This is a genomic window from Streptomyces sp. BK022, assembly GCF_004217355.1.
Taxonomy (GTDB): domain Bacteria; phylum Actinomycetota; class Actinomycetes; order Streptomycetales; family Streptomycetaceae; genus Streptomyces; species Streptomyces griseoluteus.
Genome location: NZ_SHKU01000007.1, coordinates 215,939 through 233,642, shown reverse-complemented (window position 1 = coordinate 233,642; position 17,704 = coordinate 215,939). Strand labels below are relative to the sequence as shown.

Genomic DNA, 17,704 nt, shown 5'->3' with positions numbered 1-17,704 from the left:
ACGATGATCCGACCCCGGATCTGAGAAGGGGGCCCCACAGCGGAGGAGATGCGTACCCGTGGCTGCCCGACTGCCCTCGTGGGCCTGGGTCTCCGGACTGACGGTGGCGGCGACCGCCGCCGTCGTCGCCCTCGCCGTCCAGGCCGACCACGGCCGGCGCCCCGCGGCCCCGGCGGCCCACGCCCGCCCCACGGCCTCGGCCTCCCCGACCCCGTCCGCCGCCCCGACCCCCTCGGGCCCGCCGGCCGTGCCGGAGGCGTCGGGGGTCGGGCGCAGGATCGTCTACTCGGTCCAGGCGCACCGGGTGTGGCTGGTGGACGCGACGGGGGCGCCTTCCCGGACGTTCACGGTGTGGCCGGGCACGCTGGACCCGCAGCCGGGCCGGTATTCGATCACCGCGCGCACGGCTGCGACGGTCGGTTCGGACGGCGTGAAGGTGGAGCACATCGTGTACTTCACGGCCGTCTCGGGCGTGAACATAGGCTTCTCCAACGCCCTCGACGGCTCCTCCCCGCCCCCGGCCGCCAACGGCACCCAGACCGGCGGCATCCGCCTCCACAAGGAGGACGGAGCCGCGTTGTGGTCCTTCGGGGACTACGGGACGAGGGTGTCGGTCGTCGACTAGCGGGGACGCTCGGACGACCGTCGGTCCGGAGCGGCCGCGTCCGGCGACCCGGCCGGTTCGTCAGCCCTTCGGGCTGTCCGGGACCTTGCCGGCTTCGTCGACGATGGCGCTGCGGAGGAGAGCCGAGCTGTCCAGGAGCGTTCCGTTCTTCGCGTAGGACGTGTCCCTGGTCAAGCGGGTGCGATGGCCGAGGTAGGTGTAGTCCTTCCTGCTGAAGACCCACTCGGTGATGACGCCGTAGTCCTTGTCCGTGCGGGCGATGCCCAGCCCTTGGCGGCCGATGGCGTCCTTGGCATGCGGGGCCTCGGTGACTCCGGGGATCTTCGCCGCCGCCCGGTAGAGCGCGGCGGCCGTACGCGAGGGCATCACACGGGCGAGCAGGTCCCCGATCTGCTCGAAGACCGCCTGGTCGCGTTCCCGGCCCTTGATCCGCGGTGTTTTGGCGTACAGGTAATCCAGCAGGCCGTCCGTGTCCGTCGGCAGCGAGCTGAGCCACACGTAGGTGGGCCGGCTGAAGCCGGCCGGTGTGCCGTTCGTGTCGCCCAGTTCGGCGTTGAGGCGCGCGGTCTCCCCGTCGGTCCGGATCAGGCCCTGCGTCCTGACGGGTCGGGGGTCCTGGGCGAGCCACAGCTCGTAGTCGTGCAGCGGGCCGACGACGGCCTTTCCGCCGGACAGGTCGGCCTCGCGGACCTTCTCCCTCACATAGGAGAACTGGTCGTCCCGCACGGTGGGCGCGGCACGCTTCCCGGCGGCGTCGGAGATCCGGTGGAGGAGGGCGGAGGCGGGCTGCATGTCCCCGGCCGTACCGGACGATGCGCCGGGGGCCGGCTTGTGGCCCTCGTCGTTCAGAGTGATTCCCGCGGTGACGAGGCCGGCCAGGGCCAGTGCGGTCACCGGGGCCATGAGCGCGGGCCGCAGCAGCCGGCGGGCCGGACGGGCGGTGGCCCGTTCGCGGTCGATGTGTCGCATCAAGACGTCCTTGTGGTGGAGGAACTGCTCGCGCGTGAGGTCCCGGTCGGCCGGGGCCGGCAGCAGGCGGGCGATCTCGTCACGGTCGTCCGCCGGTTCCGGAGAAGCAGGGGTCCGCTTGCCGCTCATGTGAGTTCCTTCCGCGCGGGCACGGTCGCGATCGCGGCCGCACTTGTCATCTCTCCGCGGGCGCCGGGTGGTTCCATGCTCTCCTCGGCGAGCCGGGCGAGCTTCTTGCGTGCGCGGGACAGACGGGACCGTACGGTGCCGACCGAGACGCCCAGAGCCTCCGCCGTCTGCCGGTAGTCCAGGCCGGACCACACGCACAGGGAGAGCACTTCTCGCTCGTGGCGCCGCAGCCGGGTCACGGACGCCTGGACGGCACGCAGCCGTCGCACGTCGTCGATGCGTCCGGCCGCCTCCGGTGCGAAGTCCTCCACGTGGCCGGGCCGGGGCTGACGGGCGAGGAACAGATGCCGTCTTCGCGCGCTGCGCCGGGCGTTGTCCGCCTTGTGGGTGGCGATGCCCAGGAGCCACGGCAGCAGGGTGCCGCCGTCCTCCCGCAGCCGGCCACGACTGTCCCACGCGGTCAGGAACGTCTGGGACATGATGTCCTCGGCGGTCGACCAGTCGCCGGTCAGCCGCAGCCCGTGGTTGTACACCGCACGGGCGAACTCCTTGTATAGCCCGGCGAACGCCTCGCGGTCGCCCTCGCGCACCCGGCGCCGCACGTCATTGTCTGAGTCCGTCACACCCTGTTCTCTCCGTGCCCCGAGCGGCGTTCCCGTGATCCGTGCCACTCGGCCGCGCCGCCCTGCTCGGATCATCCCGCTGGGGACGGCCCCCGAGGTGGTGGATGCCTCGGGGGCCGGACGGACTTGCCGGAACCGGGCCGCGCCTACCGCTCGTCGCGCTCCGGCAGGTGGTTGACGATCAGGGCGACTCCGCTGAGCAGAAAGACGCGGGTCGCCGCGTCCACGCCGTTCCAGGTCTTGGACTGCCACATGGCGAACCACTCGCCGCCGATGGCGATGAACCCGGCGCCGAAGAGCAGGATCAGCATCAGCAGGCCGTACGTGGAGAAGCGGCGCGCGCGGGCGTGGTCCCGCCGGGCCCACAGCCAGGTGCCCCACACGAGTACGGCTGCCGCCGCGGTCTCCCAGGCGATGATCGCCACGTAGGCGGTGTCCTGGAGGGCGGTGCTGCTGATCGCCCGCCACATCAGGTGGTCGTCCTTGAACGTGGTGTCCATCGCCAGCACGTGCCGCACGTACTGCTGGTTCGTTCCGAAGTCGGTGATGTTGCCAACGGCGACGAGGGCGATGTACAGCGCGAGCACGCCGGTGAGGACGGTGGCGGCGAGGCTCAGCCCCGAGCGGGCGGCACGGGCGGAGTCGGCGGGGGCCGCAGAATCGGTCATGGTCATGACCCGAATACTTCCCGACCCCGCCCGAGGGGGAACGCCTTTCAGACGAGGTGCCCCGCGTGGCTGAGGAAGGAGGTCCAGGTGTCGGCGGAGACGGTCAGCTGGTCGCCGCCGGTGGTCTTGGAGTCCCGGATGTGGATGTGGATGTGGTCGGGCGTGAGGGCGACTTCGACGCACTCTGGGCCGTCGTTGCCGCTGTAGCTGCTCTTGAACCACTCCAGGCCGTTCATGTCTCGCATTTCATTACTTCCTTGATGAGGGCCAGTGACGCTGGGGGCGTGAGCGCTTGCGCCCGGATCATTCCATAGCGCATCTCCATGACCTGAGCTTCCCGCGGGTCGCTGATCACGTGGCTGTACAACTGCCCCTCGGTGTGCGCAAGCGTCTTGCCGTCCCGGAGTTTCAGCACCTGGATCGAGCCCATCATTCCCGCGTGCTCCTCGCACGCGGTGGGCATCACCTGGATCTCCACGTGCCGCAACTTGGCCATTTCGACGAGGTGTTCAAGTTGCTTCCGAAGAACCAGTTTGCCGCCGATCGGCCGTAGAAGCGTCGCCTCTTCCTGCACGAAGGTGATCTGAGTGAACGGGACGCGGTCGAACAGGGACTTGCGCGCCATCCGCGCTGCCACGAGTCGCTCGATCTCCTCCTCCGTGTAGGAGGGCCGCCTCATGGCATACAACGCGTAGGCGTATTCCGGTGTTTGGAGCAGCCCATGCACATGGAGGGCGGCGTAAGCACCCAGCTCCGTCGTATCCCGCTCCAAGTTGGCGAGGTCCCGGACCTTCTTCGGGTACCGAGCCCGCTCCACGTCCGCCTTCATCGCGGACACCTTGCCGCCGGCGCCCACGACCTCGTCCGTGCGGTCGAGGAAGTCCGGCTTGGGGACGCGGCGGCCCCGTTCCACGGAGGACACCATCTCCTCGCCGTACCCGATGGCTGCGCCCAGCTCCACCTGGCGCATACCCGCCGCTTCCCGCCACGCCTTGATCTGCCGGCCCACCGCCCTGAGTACGGCCTCGGCCTCCTCGTCCTCCATCGGCGCCCCTCTTCCTCGTACCAGCCGTACCGCTGCGTCGCCCACCCGTACAGTCACCCTGCGTACCATGGTCGTCACTGTTCAGCGTAGGGAGCGACGGCCACTCTGGGTGACATGAATGAGAAATCACGGCTGCGTATCCAGTTGTCCGCGACGCGGAGAGGCGCCCGGCTCGCGCGGCTTCTCACGGAGCGGCAACTGGACGAGTGGGGGCTGCCGTTCGAGGGGGCGACGCAGGTCGTGGCCGAGCTGGCGGCCAACGCGGTGCTGCACGGGCGGGTGCCGGGGCGGGACTTCCGGCTGGAGCTGCTGCGGAGGGACGACGGCACGCTCCGTGTCGAGGTGACCGACGCGCGGGGTGAGCGGAGCCCGAGACTGCCGGGTGAGGCGGGCGAACTGGGCGAGGGCGGACGGGGGTTGGGGATCGTCGCCGCGTACGCGCACCAGTGGGGCGTGGTCGACGCGCCCGCCGGGGCAAAGACCGTGTGGGCGGAGCTGAAGCGTCCGTTCCTGGCCGGTATGGGTTCGGCGGAGACCGACCGGGGCGCCGATCGGACCGTTCCGGGTCCATTACAGTGCTGACCGGCGTGCGGGCGGACGGTGGCGCGAGGAGGTCTGGGTGGGTGCGACGAGCGGCGCCGTCTGGGGCCGTGCGGAACAGCAGGACTTCCGGGGCCGCGTACGGGGCACCCTGCTGGGCGCCGCGATCGGCGACGCCCTCGGCGCACCGGTCGACTCGCTGGACCTGGACGCGATCCGTACCGCCCACGGCCCCGAGGGGCTGACCGACCTCGCGCTCGGCCAGGGCAGACGCGGCACCGTCTCGCACCACACCCAGCTCACCCTCTTCACCGTGGACGGCCTGATCCGCGCCCAGGTCCGCCGCGACACCGGCGCCTGGCACCCGCCGACCGACCTGCACCGGGCGTACCTGCGCTGGGCGGCCACCCAGCGGGACTGGGGCCCGGACGAGCGCCGCGCGGAGGACGGCTGGCTCGCCCGCGAGGAGTGGCTGTACGCCCGCCGCGGCCCCACCCGCGCCCTGCTGCTGGGCCTCGGCAATGACGTGATGGGCACGCTGGAGCGTCCCAAGAACCCCGGCGAGGCGGGCCCGGAGGCCGTCGCCCGCTCGGCGCCCTTCGGCCTGCTGGTCGGCTGGGAGCCGCAGTTGGTCGTCCAACTGGCGCTGGAGTGCGCCGCACAGACCCACGGCCACCCGGTGGCGGTCCTCTCGGCGGGGGCGTACGCGGTCATCGTGCACGCTCTCGCGCGCGGTGAGAGCCTGGACGGCGCCGTGCAGAGCACGCTCGCCCTCCTGACCGCCCGCCCCGGCCACGAGCCCGTCACGACCGCCCTCCAACGCGCCCTCGGCGCGGTACGCCAGGGCCTCCCCAGCCCGGCGCGCGTGGCGGAACTGGCGGGCGAGGGCACGGCGGACGGCCTGCTCTCCGCCGCGGTCTACTGCGCCCTGGTCGGCGAGGACGTCCGCCACGGCCTCTGCCTGGCGGTCAACCAGCCGGGCCCCTCGGCCGCCGCGGGCACCCTGACCGGCGGCCTCCTGGGCGCCCTGCACGGCGAGACGGCCCTCCCCCCGGCCTGGCTCCCCGAGCTGGAGGGCCGCCCCACCATCCTCGAACTGGCCGACGACTTCGCCCTGGAGATGACCCAGGGCCCCGCCCTCCACACCCCCGCCGGCTCGGCCCCGGGCTGGCTGGCCCGCTACCCGCGCGCCTGACCACCCCGCGCGCCTGACCACCCCACTCGTCACGGCGTGGCCGAGTGCCCTCAGTCCTTCCGGGGTGCCCCCACCACGTCGTCCCCGGCGGGCCCCGGCGCCGGGACGGTCGCCGCGCCTGCGCCGTCCGAGTTCACCCGGTCGATGACCGCCAGGCGCTCCGGGGTGTCCTCCGGCTTGATCCAGCCGACGCAGACGTAGAGGACCAGGGACACCGCGAGCGGGACCGAGACCTGGTACTGGAGCGGAACCCCGCCGGACACCTGCCAGTCCACCGGGTAGTTGACCAGCCAGAAGGACAGCAGACCCGCCGCCCAGGCCGTCAGCGCGGCCGTGGGGCCCGAGCGGCGGAACGGGCGGAGCAGGCTTAGCATCATCGGGATGGCGATCGGGCCCATCAGGCCCGCCACCCACTTGATGACCACCGTGATGATGTCCTTGAAGGCGGGGGAGTCGACCTGGGTCGCCACCGCCATCGACAGGCCGAGGAAGACCACCGTCGTCACCCGTGCCGCCAGCAGGCCCGACCGCTCGCCCCACCCCCGCGCCCGCCGCGACAGCACCGGCGCCACGTCCCGCGTGAACACCGCCGCGATGGCGTTCGCGTCGGAGGAGCACATGGCCATGGTGTGCGAGAAGAAGCCGACGACCACCAGGCCCAGCAGCCCGTGGGGGAGGAGCTGTTCGGTCATCAGGGCGTACGCGTCCGAGCCGTCCGGCTTCCGGGCGTGGACCAGCAGCGGGGCCATCCACATGGGGAAGAACAGCACCACGGGCCACACCAGCCACAGCAGCGCCGAGAGCCGGGCGGAGCGGGCGGCCTCGCGGGGCGTGCGCGTCGCCATGTACCGCTGGGCCTGGTTGAGCATCCCGCCGTTGTACTCGAAGAGCTTGATGAACAGGAACGCCAGTAGGAACACCGTCCCGTACGGCCCCGCCAGCGGTTCCCCGTGCCCGCGCAGCGCGGGCTCGTCGAAGGCGCCGGACAGCCCGATGCCCCGGTCGCCCAGCTTCAGCACCACGGCGACGAACATCGCCACCCCGGCCAGCAACTGGATGACGAACTGGCCGAGTTCGGTCAGCGCGTCCGCCCACAGCCCGCCGATCGTGCAGTACACGGCGGTCACCGCGCCGGTGATGAGGATGCCCTGGTTCAGCGAGGCCCCGGTGAACACCGACAGCAGGGTGGCGATCGCCGCCCACTTGGCACCCACGTCCACGATCTTCAGCAGCATCCCGGACCAGGCCAGCGCCTGCTGGGTGGTGAGGTCGTACCGGTTCTTGAGGTACTCCAGCGGCGAGGACACCCCCAGGCGCGACCGCAGCCGGTTGATGCGCGGCGCGAACAGCCGGGAGCCGACGGCGATGCCGAGCGCGATCGGGAACGACCAGGTCACGTACGAGGTGACCCCGTAGGTGTAGGCGATCCCCGCGTACCCGGTGAACATCACCGCGCTGTAGCCCGACATGTGGTGCGAGATCCCGGACAGCCACCACGGCATCCGGCCCCCGGCGGTGAAGAAGTCCCCCACGTCGTCCACCCGCCGGTGCGACCAGAACCCGATCGCCACCATCACGCCGAAGTAGCCGATCAGCACCGCCCAGTCGAGACCGTTCATGTCTCCCCTCCCAGGGTCCGGCCGCCGGCGTCAGCCAGTCAGGCATGTGAACTCTGGGTTTGAACATGGACGCGCGGCAAGGAACCGTCGAGTCAAAGGGAGGTAAAATCGTTCGGTTCCCTGACTCTCGTTCAGGAATGTGAACGGCCGGGCAGGGTTACCCCAACTCGTCCGGGCAGTGCGTCCCGCGCGGCAGCTGGTATGGGGCCGCCAGGTGGTACGTCCCCGCCCTCGGCGCCAGCAGCACCGTCCACCGGTCGCCGGACGCGTCCACCGGGGTCTCCCTCAGGCACCCGTTGACGTTCACGAAGGACTTCGGGGACCCCTCCGGCCGCCGCTTGGACTCCTCGGTCTCCTGCGGCGGGGCCAGGCTCTTGCCGTGCTCGTCCACCACGCTCAGCCACGGCGAGTACGGCACCCGGACCAGAATCCGCCCCGGCTCGCGCACGTCCAGTGTCATCTCGCCCTGCTCCGCCCGCCGCACCACCGCGTTCGGCTCGGCCATCGGCGCCGGGTCCGTCACCCGGTAGAGCTGCCAGTTGGAGTCGCTCCAGATCCGGTCCAGGTACGGCATCCCGCGCAGCACCAGCTCCCGCTCGCGCAGGCCCCCGTCCCCGTCCGGGTCGTCCACCCTCGGCAGCACCACGTACCGCACGGCCCACCGCTGGAGCCACTCGTGGTAGTTCGCCGAGTTGAGGGTGTCGTCGTAGAAGAGCGGGTTGCGCTCCATGTCGGCCTGGCGGTTCCAGCCGCGCGCCAGGTTCACGTACGGCGCCAGCGCGGACGCCTCCCGGTGCGAGCGCGCCGGGATCACCTCCACCCGGCCCTTCTCCGCGTCCACCCGCTGCAGCTGGTGCACCAGCGGCGCCAGCTCACGTGCCCAGGACGCGGCCGGGGTCGTGTGGATGGCGTCGTCCACCGACTTGAACCCGATCCAGCCGACGAATCCGGCGAACGCCAGCACCGTCACGTACCAGCGGCGCGACCTGGGGGCGGTGAACGGCAGCGCGGCCACCAGGGCCACCCCCGCGAACAGCATCGGCAGCCGCGAGATGTTCGAGCCGATCTGTGAACTGATCAGCCACACCAGGACCACGCTCAGGCTGTACACACCCGCCGTCAGCCTGACGGTGACCCACTCCTTGGGCACCAGGAACAGGCAGAGCAGCCCGTACAGCAGCGGCATGACCACCGAGCCGAACGTCATCGGCTGCGTCCCGGAGAACGGGAACAGCCACGCCGACGCGGCCACCACCACCGCCGGCGCCAGCCCCAGCGCGAACGCGCCCGGCCGCCGCTTCTGCAGGAACAGCGCCACCGCGACCAGTCCCACGAACAGCCCCGCCACCGGCGACGCCATCGTGGCCAGCGCGGCCAGCGGAGCCGCCGCCAGCGCCTTCGCCCAGCGCTTGTACCGCCCCCGGTACGGCCAGCAGCACACCACCGCCACCGCGCCCGCCGCGAACAGCGCCGACAGCCCGTACATCACCCAGCCGGACACCGCCCCGCCGAGCAGCGCCAGGATGCCCGCCAGGGCCGCCAGCGGCGCCGCGGCCATCGGCTTGGCCCAGCGCTCGTACCGGCCCTCGTACGGCCAGCAGAACACCGCCGCCACCGCCCCCAGCGCGAAGAGCGTGCCGAGCCCGAAGGTCACCCGGCCCGAGACGGCGTTCCCCAGCAGCGCGAACACCCCGGCCAGGGCGGCCCACAGCGGATTGCGCACCGCCCGGCTGCGCACCAGGATCATGGTCAGCAGGGCCGCCGAGCCGGTACCGGCGATCATCATCGTGGTCCGCACCCCGAGCACGGACATCAGATACGGCGAGACCACGCTGTACGACACCGGGTGCATGCCGCCGTACCAGGCGAGGTTGTACGCCGAGTCGGGGTGCCGGCCGACGAACTCCGCCCACGCGTCCTGCGCCGCGAGGTCGCCGCCGCTGTTGGCGAACGTGAAGAACCAGACGATGTGCAGGACGCCCGCGAGCAGGGTCACCGACAGCACGGGGTGCTCGCGCGCGCGGGCGCGCAGGGCGCCCAAGGTGCTCGCGGTGCCCGCCGCGGGCGGGCCGGGTATCCGGGGGCCGGACGCCGCGTCCGGCTCGGCGTTCTCGGCGCGCTTCGGCTCGGTTGTCGCCACGTCAGGCACTCCCCGTGTCCCGTCTTCCGTTCTCGGCCCCCTGCGCGGCCTGGCGCGGTCCTCGGTGACCTGCCCCGTTTCGTGACGCTAGCACGCACCCCGCCGCCCGGCTCCCGAGGCGGGAGCGCGGACGGCGGGGTGGGGGTACGGCGGCTTTCGCGGGAGCCCGCGCGGGGGTCAGCCGATGCGGGTCAGTTTGGCTCCGAGGCCCGGTTCGGCCAGGTCCGCGCGGAGCGCCACCGGCACCTTCACCGCGCCGGCCGACGAGCCGTCGCCCACGGTCAGCGAGCCGACCTCGGTACCGGCCTTCGCGGTGTGCGGGATCGTGCCCGAGGTGAAGGACAGCCGCACCTTCAGGCCCGCCCAGCCGGCCGCCTTCACGTCCTCGGTGACCTCGACCGGGGTCCGGCCGCCCAGGCCGTCGTCCACGTAGCCGACGACCGTGCCCTTCTTCAGCACCGTCTCCGACCTCAGCGCGCCCTGCGCGGCCCGGATCAGCGCGTCGCTGTGGTCCAGCGCGGCGCTGAGGATGGTGTTCTCCCGGCCGCCCGGCGGCTGCCGCAGCACGGCGCCGATGACCATCCGGGTCTCGCCGCCGACGTCCTGCTTCGCGGCGAAGACCAGGTTGCCGAGGGCGGAGGTGGTGGTGCCCGTCTTGATGCCGACGACGTTGTTGTGCCCGACGAGCTGGTTCCAGTTGGAGTGGTACGTGCCCTTGTAGTCGGTGTACGACATCATCGCCGCGACCTCGCGGAACGCGGGCTGCCGCATCGCCGCCTTGGCCAGCTTCACCTGGTCCGCGGCCGTGCTGACGGTGGAGTTCGTGAGCCCCGAGGGGTCGGTGTACGTCGTCCCGCTCATGCCGAGACCCTTGGCGGCGGCGTTCATCTTCGCCACGAACGCCTTCTCCGAGCCGGCGTCCCAGCGGGCGAGGAGGCGCGCCACGTTGTTCGCGGACGCGATCAGCACACCCTCCAGCGCCTCCCGCTGGGTGATCTTGTCACCCCGCGTGACGTCGACGGTGGACTCCTGTCCCGCCTTCGACTGGTCCTGCGCCGCCTTGTCGATCGGGATCTTCGGGCCCTCGGCACCGCTCTTGAGCGGGTGGTCGCGCAGGATCAGGTACGCGGTCATCACCTTCGCCACGCTGGCGATCGGCACGGGCTTGCCGGAACCGGAGGAGCCGAACGAGCCGATGCCCTGCACGTCCAGCGCGGCCTGGCCGTCGGCCGGCCACGGGATGTCCGGCTTGCCGCCCTCGAAGGTGTAGCTGTCCTTCGCGGTCAGCGCGAGCGTGGGCTGCGGCAGGGCGCGCATCGCCTGGACCACACCCAGGATCACCACCAGCAGGATCACCAGCGGCGTCCACACCTTCACCCGCCGCACCAGCGTGCGCACCGGGGTCTCCGGCGGGGGCGGGGTGTTCGTCAGCTCCGCCAGCAGGTCCAGCGGCGGCTTCGGCGGCAACGGCTGCTGCGTCGTCCGCTCCGGCCCCACCTGCGGCACGGCCCGCGTCTCCTCGACGCGTGCCGACGGGCCCTTGAGGTCGGGCTTCAGCGCGACGAACTTGCTGGTCCGCTCGGCCTCCTGCTCCGCGGGAGCGGGCTTCGCCTTCCCCCCGACCTTGAGCATGGTCGTCGGCTGATCCACCTGCGGCTTGCGGGCCGCGGGGGACTTGAGCGCGGTGGTGGGGGTGTCCACGGGCTTGCCGGGCGCCTTGGCAGCGGGCCCCGCGTCGCCCCGGGGGGCGGGAAGGGGAGTCCCCTTGGGCTCGGCGCCGGGCTTGGCATCGCCCTTGCCCTTGTCGTCCTTGGCGGCGCCGGTGGTGTCCTCCGGCTTGCCCTCGTCGCCCTCACCCGCCCCGGTGGTGCTCTCGGCGGCCGGGGTGCCGGTGCCCGCACCGGAGTCGTCGGCCGAGGCGCCGGCGGAGCCGGAGGCGGCCGTCCCGGCGTCCTCGGCGTCGTCCTCGTCGGCCGACTCGGCGTCGTCCTTCGCGGCGGCGACGGCGGCGCCCGCAGCGACCGCCTTGCCCGCGCCCTTGGAGGCGGAGCCGGAGGTGCTCTCGTCGTCCTCGGCGGAGGGGGTGTCCTTGGCGTCCTGGGCGGCGGGGGCCTTGTCCGCGCTCTTGGGGGTGGCCTCGGAGCCGCTCTCGGGAGCGTCGTCGGCCTCGGCGGCCGGGGCGTCCTCCGTGCCGTCCTCGGCGGAGCCGGGGGTGTCCTTGGGGTCCAGGGCGGCGGGGGCCTTGTCCGCGTCCTTGGGGGTGGCCTCGGAGCCGCTCTCGGGAGCGTCGTCGGCCTCGGCGGCCGGGGCGTCCTCCGTGCCGTCCTCGGCAGCCGGGACGGCGGAGGCTCCGGCGGGGGCCTTGCCCGCGTCCTCGGCGGCGGAGTCCGGGTCACCCTTGGCGGCGGGTGCGGAGGCATCCGTCCCGGAGTCCACGGCAGCCGAAGTGCCGGTGCCCTTGCCGGAGTCGTCGGCAGCGCCGGCGGCGTCCTCCTCGACGTCGCCCTTCTCCGGCCCCTCGGCGGAGCCGGCCTCGCGGGAGTCCTTGAACGTGTCGTCAGGTACGGCGGCAACGCTCCCGGAGGTGCCGGAACCTTCCTCCGCCGCACCCTTCCCCGACGGGCCGGAAGCCTTCCCCGTGCCGGCCGAACCCGCCCCGGAAGCAACCGACTTGCCCTTGGCCGAACCCCCGGAGGGAGGCCGTACCCACGCCGAGACCGCCTCGCGGAGTTCCTCGTCCTCCACGGAACCCGCTGAACCGACGGAGTCTTCGTGCTGCTTCGACCTGTCGGGGGACTCGCCCGCCACCGATGCCTCCTTGATGCGCCGCACGCGCTCTCGCGCGCCCTGTCCGAACCATGTACCAGTGTCCTGTGTGGGGGTTCGCCCGTAGTGGCAGACGAGAACGACATACCTGCCGGTTCCCCCATGAACCGGGCACGCGCTCTCGACAGATGAATGTGAGAGGCGTCACCCTGTCATTCATCCACGCGGGGAGGCATGGATGGGCAGGAGCCGCAGAACACTTCCGGAAGAGCTTCTGATGCTCGCACTGGACCCGGCCACGGGTACCACTGCGCAGCCGCAGTCGCTCGACCTCGGTCTGGCCGGTGCGCAGCTAGTGGAGCTGGCGCTGGCCGGACGGATAGCCCCAGACGGGGATCGTATCGCCGTGGTGGTGCCACGGCCGACAGGAGATCCGACTCTGGACTGCGCGTTGGAGCTGCTGCGAAGGCGCGGCGCTCCGGTACGGGCCGTCCATTGGATAGGCGGGCCCCGGCTGGGCCTGCGCCAGACCTATCTGTCGCACCTGGAGAGGTGCGGCATGGTGGCCGCCGTACCGGGCCAGATGTGCGGCGTGCTGCCGACCACGCGGTACCAGGCGACGGACACCACCATCAGCCGGGAGATCCGCGGGAGGCTCGACTCCGCGATCCGCACCGGCGTACCACCGGACCCACGGACCGCCGCGCTCGCCGCGCTGGCCCACGCGGTCGGCCTGGGCAAGCACCTGTACCCGGGGAACGAGGGACGCTCGTCCCGCTCCCGGCTCAGGGACCTGATCCGGCACGACCCGATGGGCGGCCTGGTCGCGCACGCCGTGATGGACGTGCAGAACGGCGCGGGCGCCCAGCCGAGGCGCGGCCAGGCTCCGGCCGGCCGTCCCGCCGGACCGGGAGCCAGGGCGACCGGGGAACCCGCGCGCGGGGTCCCGATGCAGCCGCATCACGGCACGATGGCCCGCGTGGCGGCACACTGACCGGCTCGGCCGAGGGCAACCCCCGTCGGCTGTAGGCGAGTTGAAGAGCGGGGCGGGTGGACCGACGGAGTCCCCCCGCCCCGCTCCGCCGCTTCACCCCATACCAGTCCGCCGGGCGGCGCGCACCCCGAACTGTCGGGCAGGCGCCGCATATCCGACGTTTCCCAGCGGTGGAAACCGCCTTGGTGGCAGTCTGCTCAACAGCAGATACACAAAGTGTCAGATACAGGCAGCCAGCCGGAGGTGCGCATCCCGTGGCGTCCAATGTGAATCCCACCGTCAGGCGGCGCCGGCTGGGCCAGGAGCTGCGCAAGCTCCGTGAGCTCAAGGGCATGACGGCCGAAGAGGTCGCCGACCGCCTGCTGGTGTCGCAGTCGAAGATCAGCAGGCTGGAGAACGGCCGCCGCAGCATCAGTCAGCGCGATGTCCGGGACCTGTGCGGGGTCTACGAGGTAGAGGACCAGAGGGTGGTCGACTCGCTGATGGAGATGGCCCGCGACTCCCGCCAGCAGGGCTGGTGGCACACCTTCGGCGACATCCCGTACAGCGTGTACATCGGCCTGGAGACCGACGCGCAGTCGCTCCGGGTGTACGAACCCCAGCTGGTCACCGGCCTGTTGCAGACCCGCGCGTACGCCGAGGCGCTGGTGCGCGGCGCGCTGCCGGAGACCTCCACGGCCGAGATCGAGAAGCGCGTCAAGGTCCGCATGCGCAGGCAGGAGCGGGTCACCGACGACGGCAACCCGCTGCGTCTGTGGGTGGTGCTGGACGAGGCCGCGCTGCACCGCGTGGTCGGCAGCAAGCTCATCATGCGCGAGCAGCTGGAGCACCTGATCGAGCTGTCCAGCCTTCCGCACGTCACCGTGCAGGTGCTCCCCTTCGAGGTCGGCGCGCATCCGGGGCTCAACGGCCAGTACGCCATCCTGGAGTTCGCCGACGCGGCCGACTCCAGCGTGGTCTACCTGGAGGGCGTCACCAGCGACCTGTACCTGGAGAAGGCGCCGGACGTGCAGAAGTACGCCGTGATGTACGAGCACCTGCGGGCCCAGGCGCTCCCGGTGGAGCGGTCCCAGCAGTTCATCCAGGACGCGGCCAAGAGGTTCGCCCAGTAGGGCTCCGGCAGGGCTCCGGCAGGGCTGTGCTACGTGGGGCGAGGGATCGTACACCGTCGCCCCACCCGCATGAGGGCTCACTTGGAATATGCCACCCGCTCGAGTGAACGGTCCCTGCGGGTAGAGGGGTTGACCGGTAGCGTCGATCACGCCAATCGCTCGCATGGGTTGGCGCGAACCGCACCACCGCAACTCGCAACAGGAGTGGACATGGCACTGATTCAGGGCGCGACGGAGACGTGGATGAAGTCCTCCTATTCCGCGGGCAACGGCGCCTGCGTCGAGGTCAAGTCGCCGACCGCCGCCGAACTCGCCGTACGCGACTCCAAGGACATCGCGGGGCCCGTCCTGGCCTTCCCGGCCACGGCGTGGAACGCCTTCGTGGCCTCGGTCAAGGCGTAACGGACCGACCCGGTCCCCACGCGTGGAAGCACCTGACCGATGCTTCACCCACAGCACACGCACCATCCCGAAGCCCTCTCGGCCGGCCCGCCGTCCTTGCCGAGGGGGCTTCGTCGTGCCCGTCAGCCGAGCTGTGCCTCGATCGCGGTGACGACCTCCGCCGACTCCGGCTCGGTCTGCGGGGCGAAGCGGGCGACGACCCGGCCGTCGCGGCCGATCAGGAACTTCTCGAAGTTCCAGCGGATGTCGCCGGTGTGGCCCCCGGCGTCGGCGAAGCCGGTGAGGCGGTCGTAGAGGGGGTGGCGGCCCTCGCCGTTCACGTCGACCTTCTCGGTGAGCGGGAAGGTCACGCCGTACGTCGCCAAGCAGAACTCCGCGATCTCGTCGGCGGAGCCGGGCTCCTGGCCCATGAACTGGTTGCACGGCACGCCGAGCACGGTGAAGCCCTGGCTGCCGAACCGCTCCTGGAGCCTCTCAAGGCCGGTGTACTGCGGGGTGAGCCCGCACTTGGAGGCCACGTTCACCACGAGCACGGTCTGCCCGGCGTACCGGGCCAGCTTGGCGGAACCGCCCTTGAGGGCGCCGATCTCGACGTCGAGGGGGGAGGGGGTGTGTTCACTGGTCGTCATGGTGGGCAGCCTAGCCAGGGCCGGCGCGCCCGGCTTCCACCAGTACCTCCCCGGCCGCCGTGCGCGAGTACAGCACCGAGCGGCCCGCGCGGCGGCGGGTGATCAGGCCGGACTCGCGCAGCACCTTCAGATGGCGGCCGACCGAGCCGAGCGTCTGGCCGGTCAGCGCGGTGAGCTGGGTGGTGCTCAGGGGGGACTCCAGCAGGGTGAGCACGCTCGCGCGGGCCGGCCCGAGCAGCGCGCCCAGGCGCCCGGGCGCCGGGCGCCCGGCCTGTCCGGCGAGGGCGCCGGCGCACGGGTAGACCACCGCGTACCGCTCCCGCTCCTCCCACGCGACCCAGCCCTGCCGCGCCGGGGTCACCGGGACGAGGACGAGTTCGGCGCCGGAGATCTCGCGGGGCGGGTAGGTCTGCAGGTTGACCTGGAACCGGCTCTCGCCCAGCCACCGCGTCCCCGGCCGCAGCGAGTCCAGCACCCCGGCCCAGCCGCCCCGCCCCATCCGTGCGGTCCGCGCCAGCACGTCCGCCTCCAGCACCCTTCGCCGCCGCTCCCAGTCCGGCCGTACCGCCTCCTCCCACACCCACTCCAGCAGCGTGGCCGCCCGCTCGGGCAGGTCGTCCCGCTCCAGTACGGCGGGCAGCGGGCCGGCGAGGGAGAGCAGCAGGTGGGCGCGGGCGTCGGCGGGGCGGGCGGCCCGTACCCGGCCGACCTCCTCGGCGAAGGTCTCGCCCTCGCGCGGGGCGGGGGTGAGGAAGTCGGCGATCCAGCTACGGCCGAGCCCGGCGCGGATCAGGTGCGCGGTGACGGGGTCCGCCGCCAACCGGGCCTGATAGGCGAGGAGATGGGCACGCAGCCACTCCCGTTCACCGGGATGCGCGGGCGTGCCCGCGTGCAGCAGCTTGAGGCTCGCGAAGGTCTCGGCGAGCGGGGAGATCACGAACCGGCTGCGCGCCAGCGTGTCCGCGTCGAGCAGCCACCACCCCATGCCCCGCCCCACCTTTCGCCGACCGGCGAAACAATAACGAGCACCACGCGCACGGCCGAGACTCCCCGCATGCCCAGCTACCGATCCCTGTTCCGTACACCGGAGTTCACCCCGCTCTTCCTCGCCGCCTCCGCCCAGACCGCCGCCCAGACGATGGGCGGACTCGCACTCGGCACCCTCGTCTACCGGGCCACCGGCTCCCCGCTGCTCTCGGCGCTCAGCATGTTCGGCCCGGCCCTGGCGCAGGTCGTCGGCGCGACCTTCCTGCTCTCCGGCTCCGACCGGCTGCCCCCGCGTACGGCGCTGTCCGCCATCGCGGCGGTCTTCGCGGCGGGGACGGCCTTCCAGGCGGTGCCTGGACTGCCGCCCGGCGTACTCCTCGCCGTGGTCCTCCTGCTGGGCCTGGTGGCCGCGCTGGGCGGGGGCGTCCGCTGGGGGCTGCTGAACGAGATCCTCACCAAGGACGGCTACCTGCCGGGGCGTTCCCTCTTCAACATCCTCAACGGCCTGACGCAGACGGTCGGTTTCGCCACCGGCGGCCTGCTCCTCACCGCGATCTCCCCGCGCGTGTGCCTCCTGCTCGCCGCCGCCCTGTACCTGACCGCCGCCCTCACCCTCCGCCTCGGCCTCACCGGCCGCCCGCCGCGCACCACCGGCCGGCCGTCCGTCGCCGCGACCTGGCACACCAACGCCGTCCTCTGGTCCTCCCGCCCCCGCCGCCTCACCTACCTCGGCCTCTGGGTCCCCAACGGCCTGGTCGTCGGCTGCGAGTCGCTGTACGTCTCCTACGCCCCCGAGTCGGCGGGCACGCTGTTCGCCTGCGGGGCGGTGGGGATGCTGGCGGGGGACGTGACGGTGGGCCGCCTGCTGCCTCCGGCGGTCCGGGCGCACCTGGCGACACCGCTGCTCCTCCTGCTGGCCGTGCCGTACCTGGCGTTCGCGGCCCACCCTCCGCTGCCCGTGGCGATCGTGTGCGTGACGGTCGCCTCCGTGGGGTTCGGGGCGAGTCTGATCCAGCAGGAGCGGCTGATGTCCCTGACCCCGGACCCCCTCTCGGGGCACGCCCTGGGGCTGCACTCGGCGGGGATGCTGACCCTGCAGGGGGTGAGCGCGGCGCTGGCGGGGTCGCTGGCGCAGGCCACGTCTCCGGCGGCGGGGATGACGGTGATGGCGGGGGCGTCGGTGGCGGTGACCTCGGTACTGGCGCTGGCGGGCCGCGCCCCGGCCCGGAATACGGCCGTCCAGGCGGACGCTGAGGCATAG

Annotated in this window: 17 protein-coding genes; 7 read left to right on the top strand and 10 right to left on the bottom strand. The window is 72.3% G+C overall.

What is annotated here, in order from left to right:
• The first annotated feature begins 58 nt into the window (after nt 1-58).
• Entirely contained in the window at nt 59-625 is a 567-nt protein-coding gene (locus tag EV284_RS27615) for a hypothetical protein (RefSeq protein WP_130338834.1), read from the top strand.
• Nucleotides 626-685: 60 nt separating this feature from the next.
• Here EV284_RS27615 and EV284_RS27610 read toward each other — a convergent pair whose 3' ends face one another.
• The 5 genes from EV284_RS27610 to EV284_RS27590 form a co-directional block, all read right to left on the bottom strand.
• Nucleotides 686-1,723, bottom strand: a complete 1,038-nt coding sequence (locus EV284_RS27610) for a CU044_5270 family protein (RefSeq protein ID WP_130338832.1) — start codon at nt 1,721-1,723, stop codon at nt 686-688.
• The gene (locus EV284_RS27605; protein ID WP_130339326.1) at nt 1,720-2,325 is read right to left on the bottom strand and encodes an RNA polymerase sigma factor; all 606 of its coding nucleotides are present in this window, start codon (nt 2,323-2,325) and stop codon (nt 1,720-1,722) included. Before EV284_RS27605 ends, EV284_RS27610 begins: the two co-directional genes overlap by 4 nt.
• A 167-nt stretch (nt 2,326-2,492) precedes the next feature.
• The gene (locus tag EV284_RS27600) at nt 2,493-3,014 is read right to left on the bottom strand and encodes a DUF2165 domain-containing protein (RefSeq protein WP_130339324.1); all 522 of its coding nucleotides are present in this window, start codon (nt 3,012-3,014) and stop codon (nt 2,493-2,495) included.
• A 47-nt stretch (nt 3,015-3,061) separates the two neighbouring features.
• Entirely contained in the window at nt 3,062-3,259 is a 198-nt protein-coding gene (locus tag EV284_RS27595) for a DUF397 domain-containing protein (protein WP_130338830.1), read from the bottom strand.
• On the bottom strand, nt 3,247-4,059 hold the full coding sequence (locus EV284_RS27590; RefSeq protein ID WP_130338828.1) for a helix-turn-helix transcriptional regulator: 813 nt from the start codon (nt 4,057-4,059) through the stop codon (nt 3,247-3,249). The genes EV284_RS27595 and EV284_RS27590 overlap by 13 nt, the downstream gene beginning before the upstream one ends.
• Nucleotides 4,060-4,173: 114 nt before the next feature.
• On the opposite strand from EV284_RS27590, the gene EV284_RS27585 reads away from it, so the two are divergent.
• Both EV284_RS27585 and EV284_RS27580 read left to right on the top strand, forming a co-directional pair.
• Entirely contained in the window at nt 4,174-4,641 is a 468-nt protein-coding gene (locus EV284_RS27585; protein ID WP_242625844.1) for an ATP-binding protein, read from the top strand.
• 37 nt (nt 4,642-4,678) lie between these two features.
• Nucleotides 4,679-5,794, top strand: a complete 1,116-nt coding sequence (locus EV284_RS27580) for an ADP-ribosylglycohydrolase family protein (protein ID WP_130338826.1) — start codon at nt 4,679-4,681, stop codon at nt 5,792-5,794.
• 50 nt (nt 5,795-5,844) lie between these two features.
• On the opposite strand, the gene EV284_RS27575 is transcribed toward EV284_RS27580, so the two are convergent.
• The 3 genes from EV284_RS27575 to EV284_RS27565 form a co-directional block, all read right to left on the bottom strand.
• The gene (locus tag EV284_RS27575; protein WP_130338824.1) at nt 5,845-7,413 is read right to left on the bottom strand and encodes a sodium:solute symporter family protein; all 1,569 of its coding nucleotides are present in this window, start codon (nt 7,411-7,413) and stop codon (nt 5,845-5,847) included.
• Between the two features lie 157 nt (nt 7,414-7,570).
• On the bottom strand, nt 7,571-9,553 hold the full coding sequence (locus EV284_RS27570; RefSeq protein WP_242625843.1) for an MFS transporter: 1,983 nt from the start codon (nt 9,551-9,553) through the stop codon (nt 7,571-7,573).
• Between the two features lie 177 nt (nt 9,554-9,730).
• A complete protein-coding gene (locus tag EV284_RS27565) occupies nt 9,731-12,361 on the bottom strand; it encodes a D-alanyl-D-alanine carboxypeptidase (RefSeq protein ID WP_130338822.1) in 2,631 nt (876 codons plus the stop codon).
• Between the two features lie 196 nt (nt 12,362-12,557).
• On the opposite strand from EV284_RS27565, the gene EV284_RS27560 reads away from it, so the two are divergent.
• The 3 genes from EV284_RS27560 (at nt 12,558) to EV284_RS27550 (ending at nt 14,827) form a co-directional block, all read left to right on the top strand.
• Nucleotides 12,558-13,313: a GPP34 family phosphoprotein gene (locus EV284_RS27560; RefSeq protein WP_130338820.1), complete on the top strand. Its 756-nt coding sequence runs from the start codon at nt 12,558-12,560 to the stop codon at nt 13,311-13,313.
• Between the two features lie 254 nt (nt 13,314-13,567).
• The gene (locus tag EV284_RS27555) at nt 13,568-14,425 is read left to right on the top strand and encodes a helix-turn-helix transcriptional regulator (RefSeq protein ID WP_130338818.1); all 858 of its coding nucleotides are present in this window, start codon (nt 13,568-13,570) and stop codon (nt 14,423-14,425) included.
• Nucleotides 14,426-14,635: 210 nt separating this feature from the next.
• Nucleotides 14,636-14,827, top strand: a complete 192-nt coding sequence (locus EV284_RS27550) for a DUF397 domain-containing protein (protein WP_030804896.1) — start codon at nt 14,636-14,638, stop codon at nt 14,825-14,827.
• A 122-nt stretch (nt 14,828-14,949) separates the two neighbouring features.
• Here EV284_RS27550 and EV284_RS27545 read toward each other — a convergent pair whose 3' ends face one another.
• Entirely contained in the window at nt 14,950-15,456 is a 507-nt protein-coding gene (locus EV284_RS27545; protein ID WP_130338816.1) for a glutathione peroxidase, read from the bottom strand.
• A gap of 10 nt (nt 15,457-15,466) precedes the next feature.
• Nucleotides 15,467-16,441: a helix-turn-helix domain-containing protein gene (locus EV284_RS27540; protein ID WP_130338814.1), complete on the bottom strand. Its 975-nt coding sequence runs from the start codon at nt 16,439-16,441 to the stop codon at nt 15,467-15,469.
• 69 nt (nt 16,442-16,510) lie between these two features.
• On the opposite strand from EV284_RS27540, the gene EV284_RS27535 reads away from it, so the two are divergent.
• Nucleotides 16,511-17,704, top strand: a complete 1,194-nt coding sequence (locus tag EV284_RS27535; protein WP_130338812.1) for an MFS transporter — start codon at nt 16,511-16,513, stop codon at nt 17,702-17,704.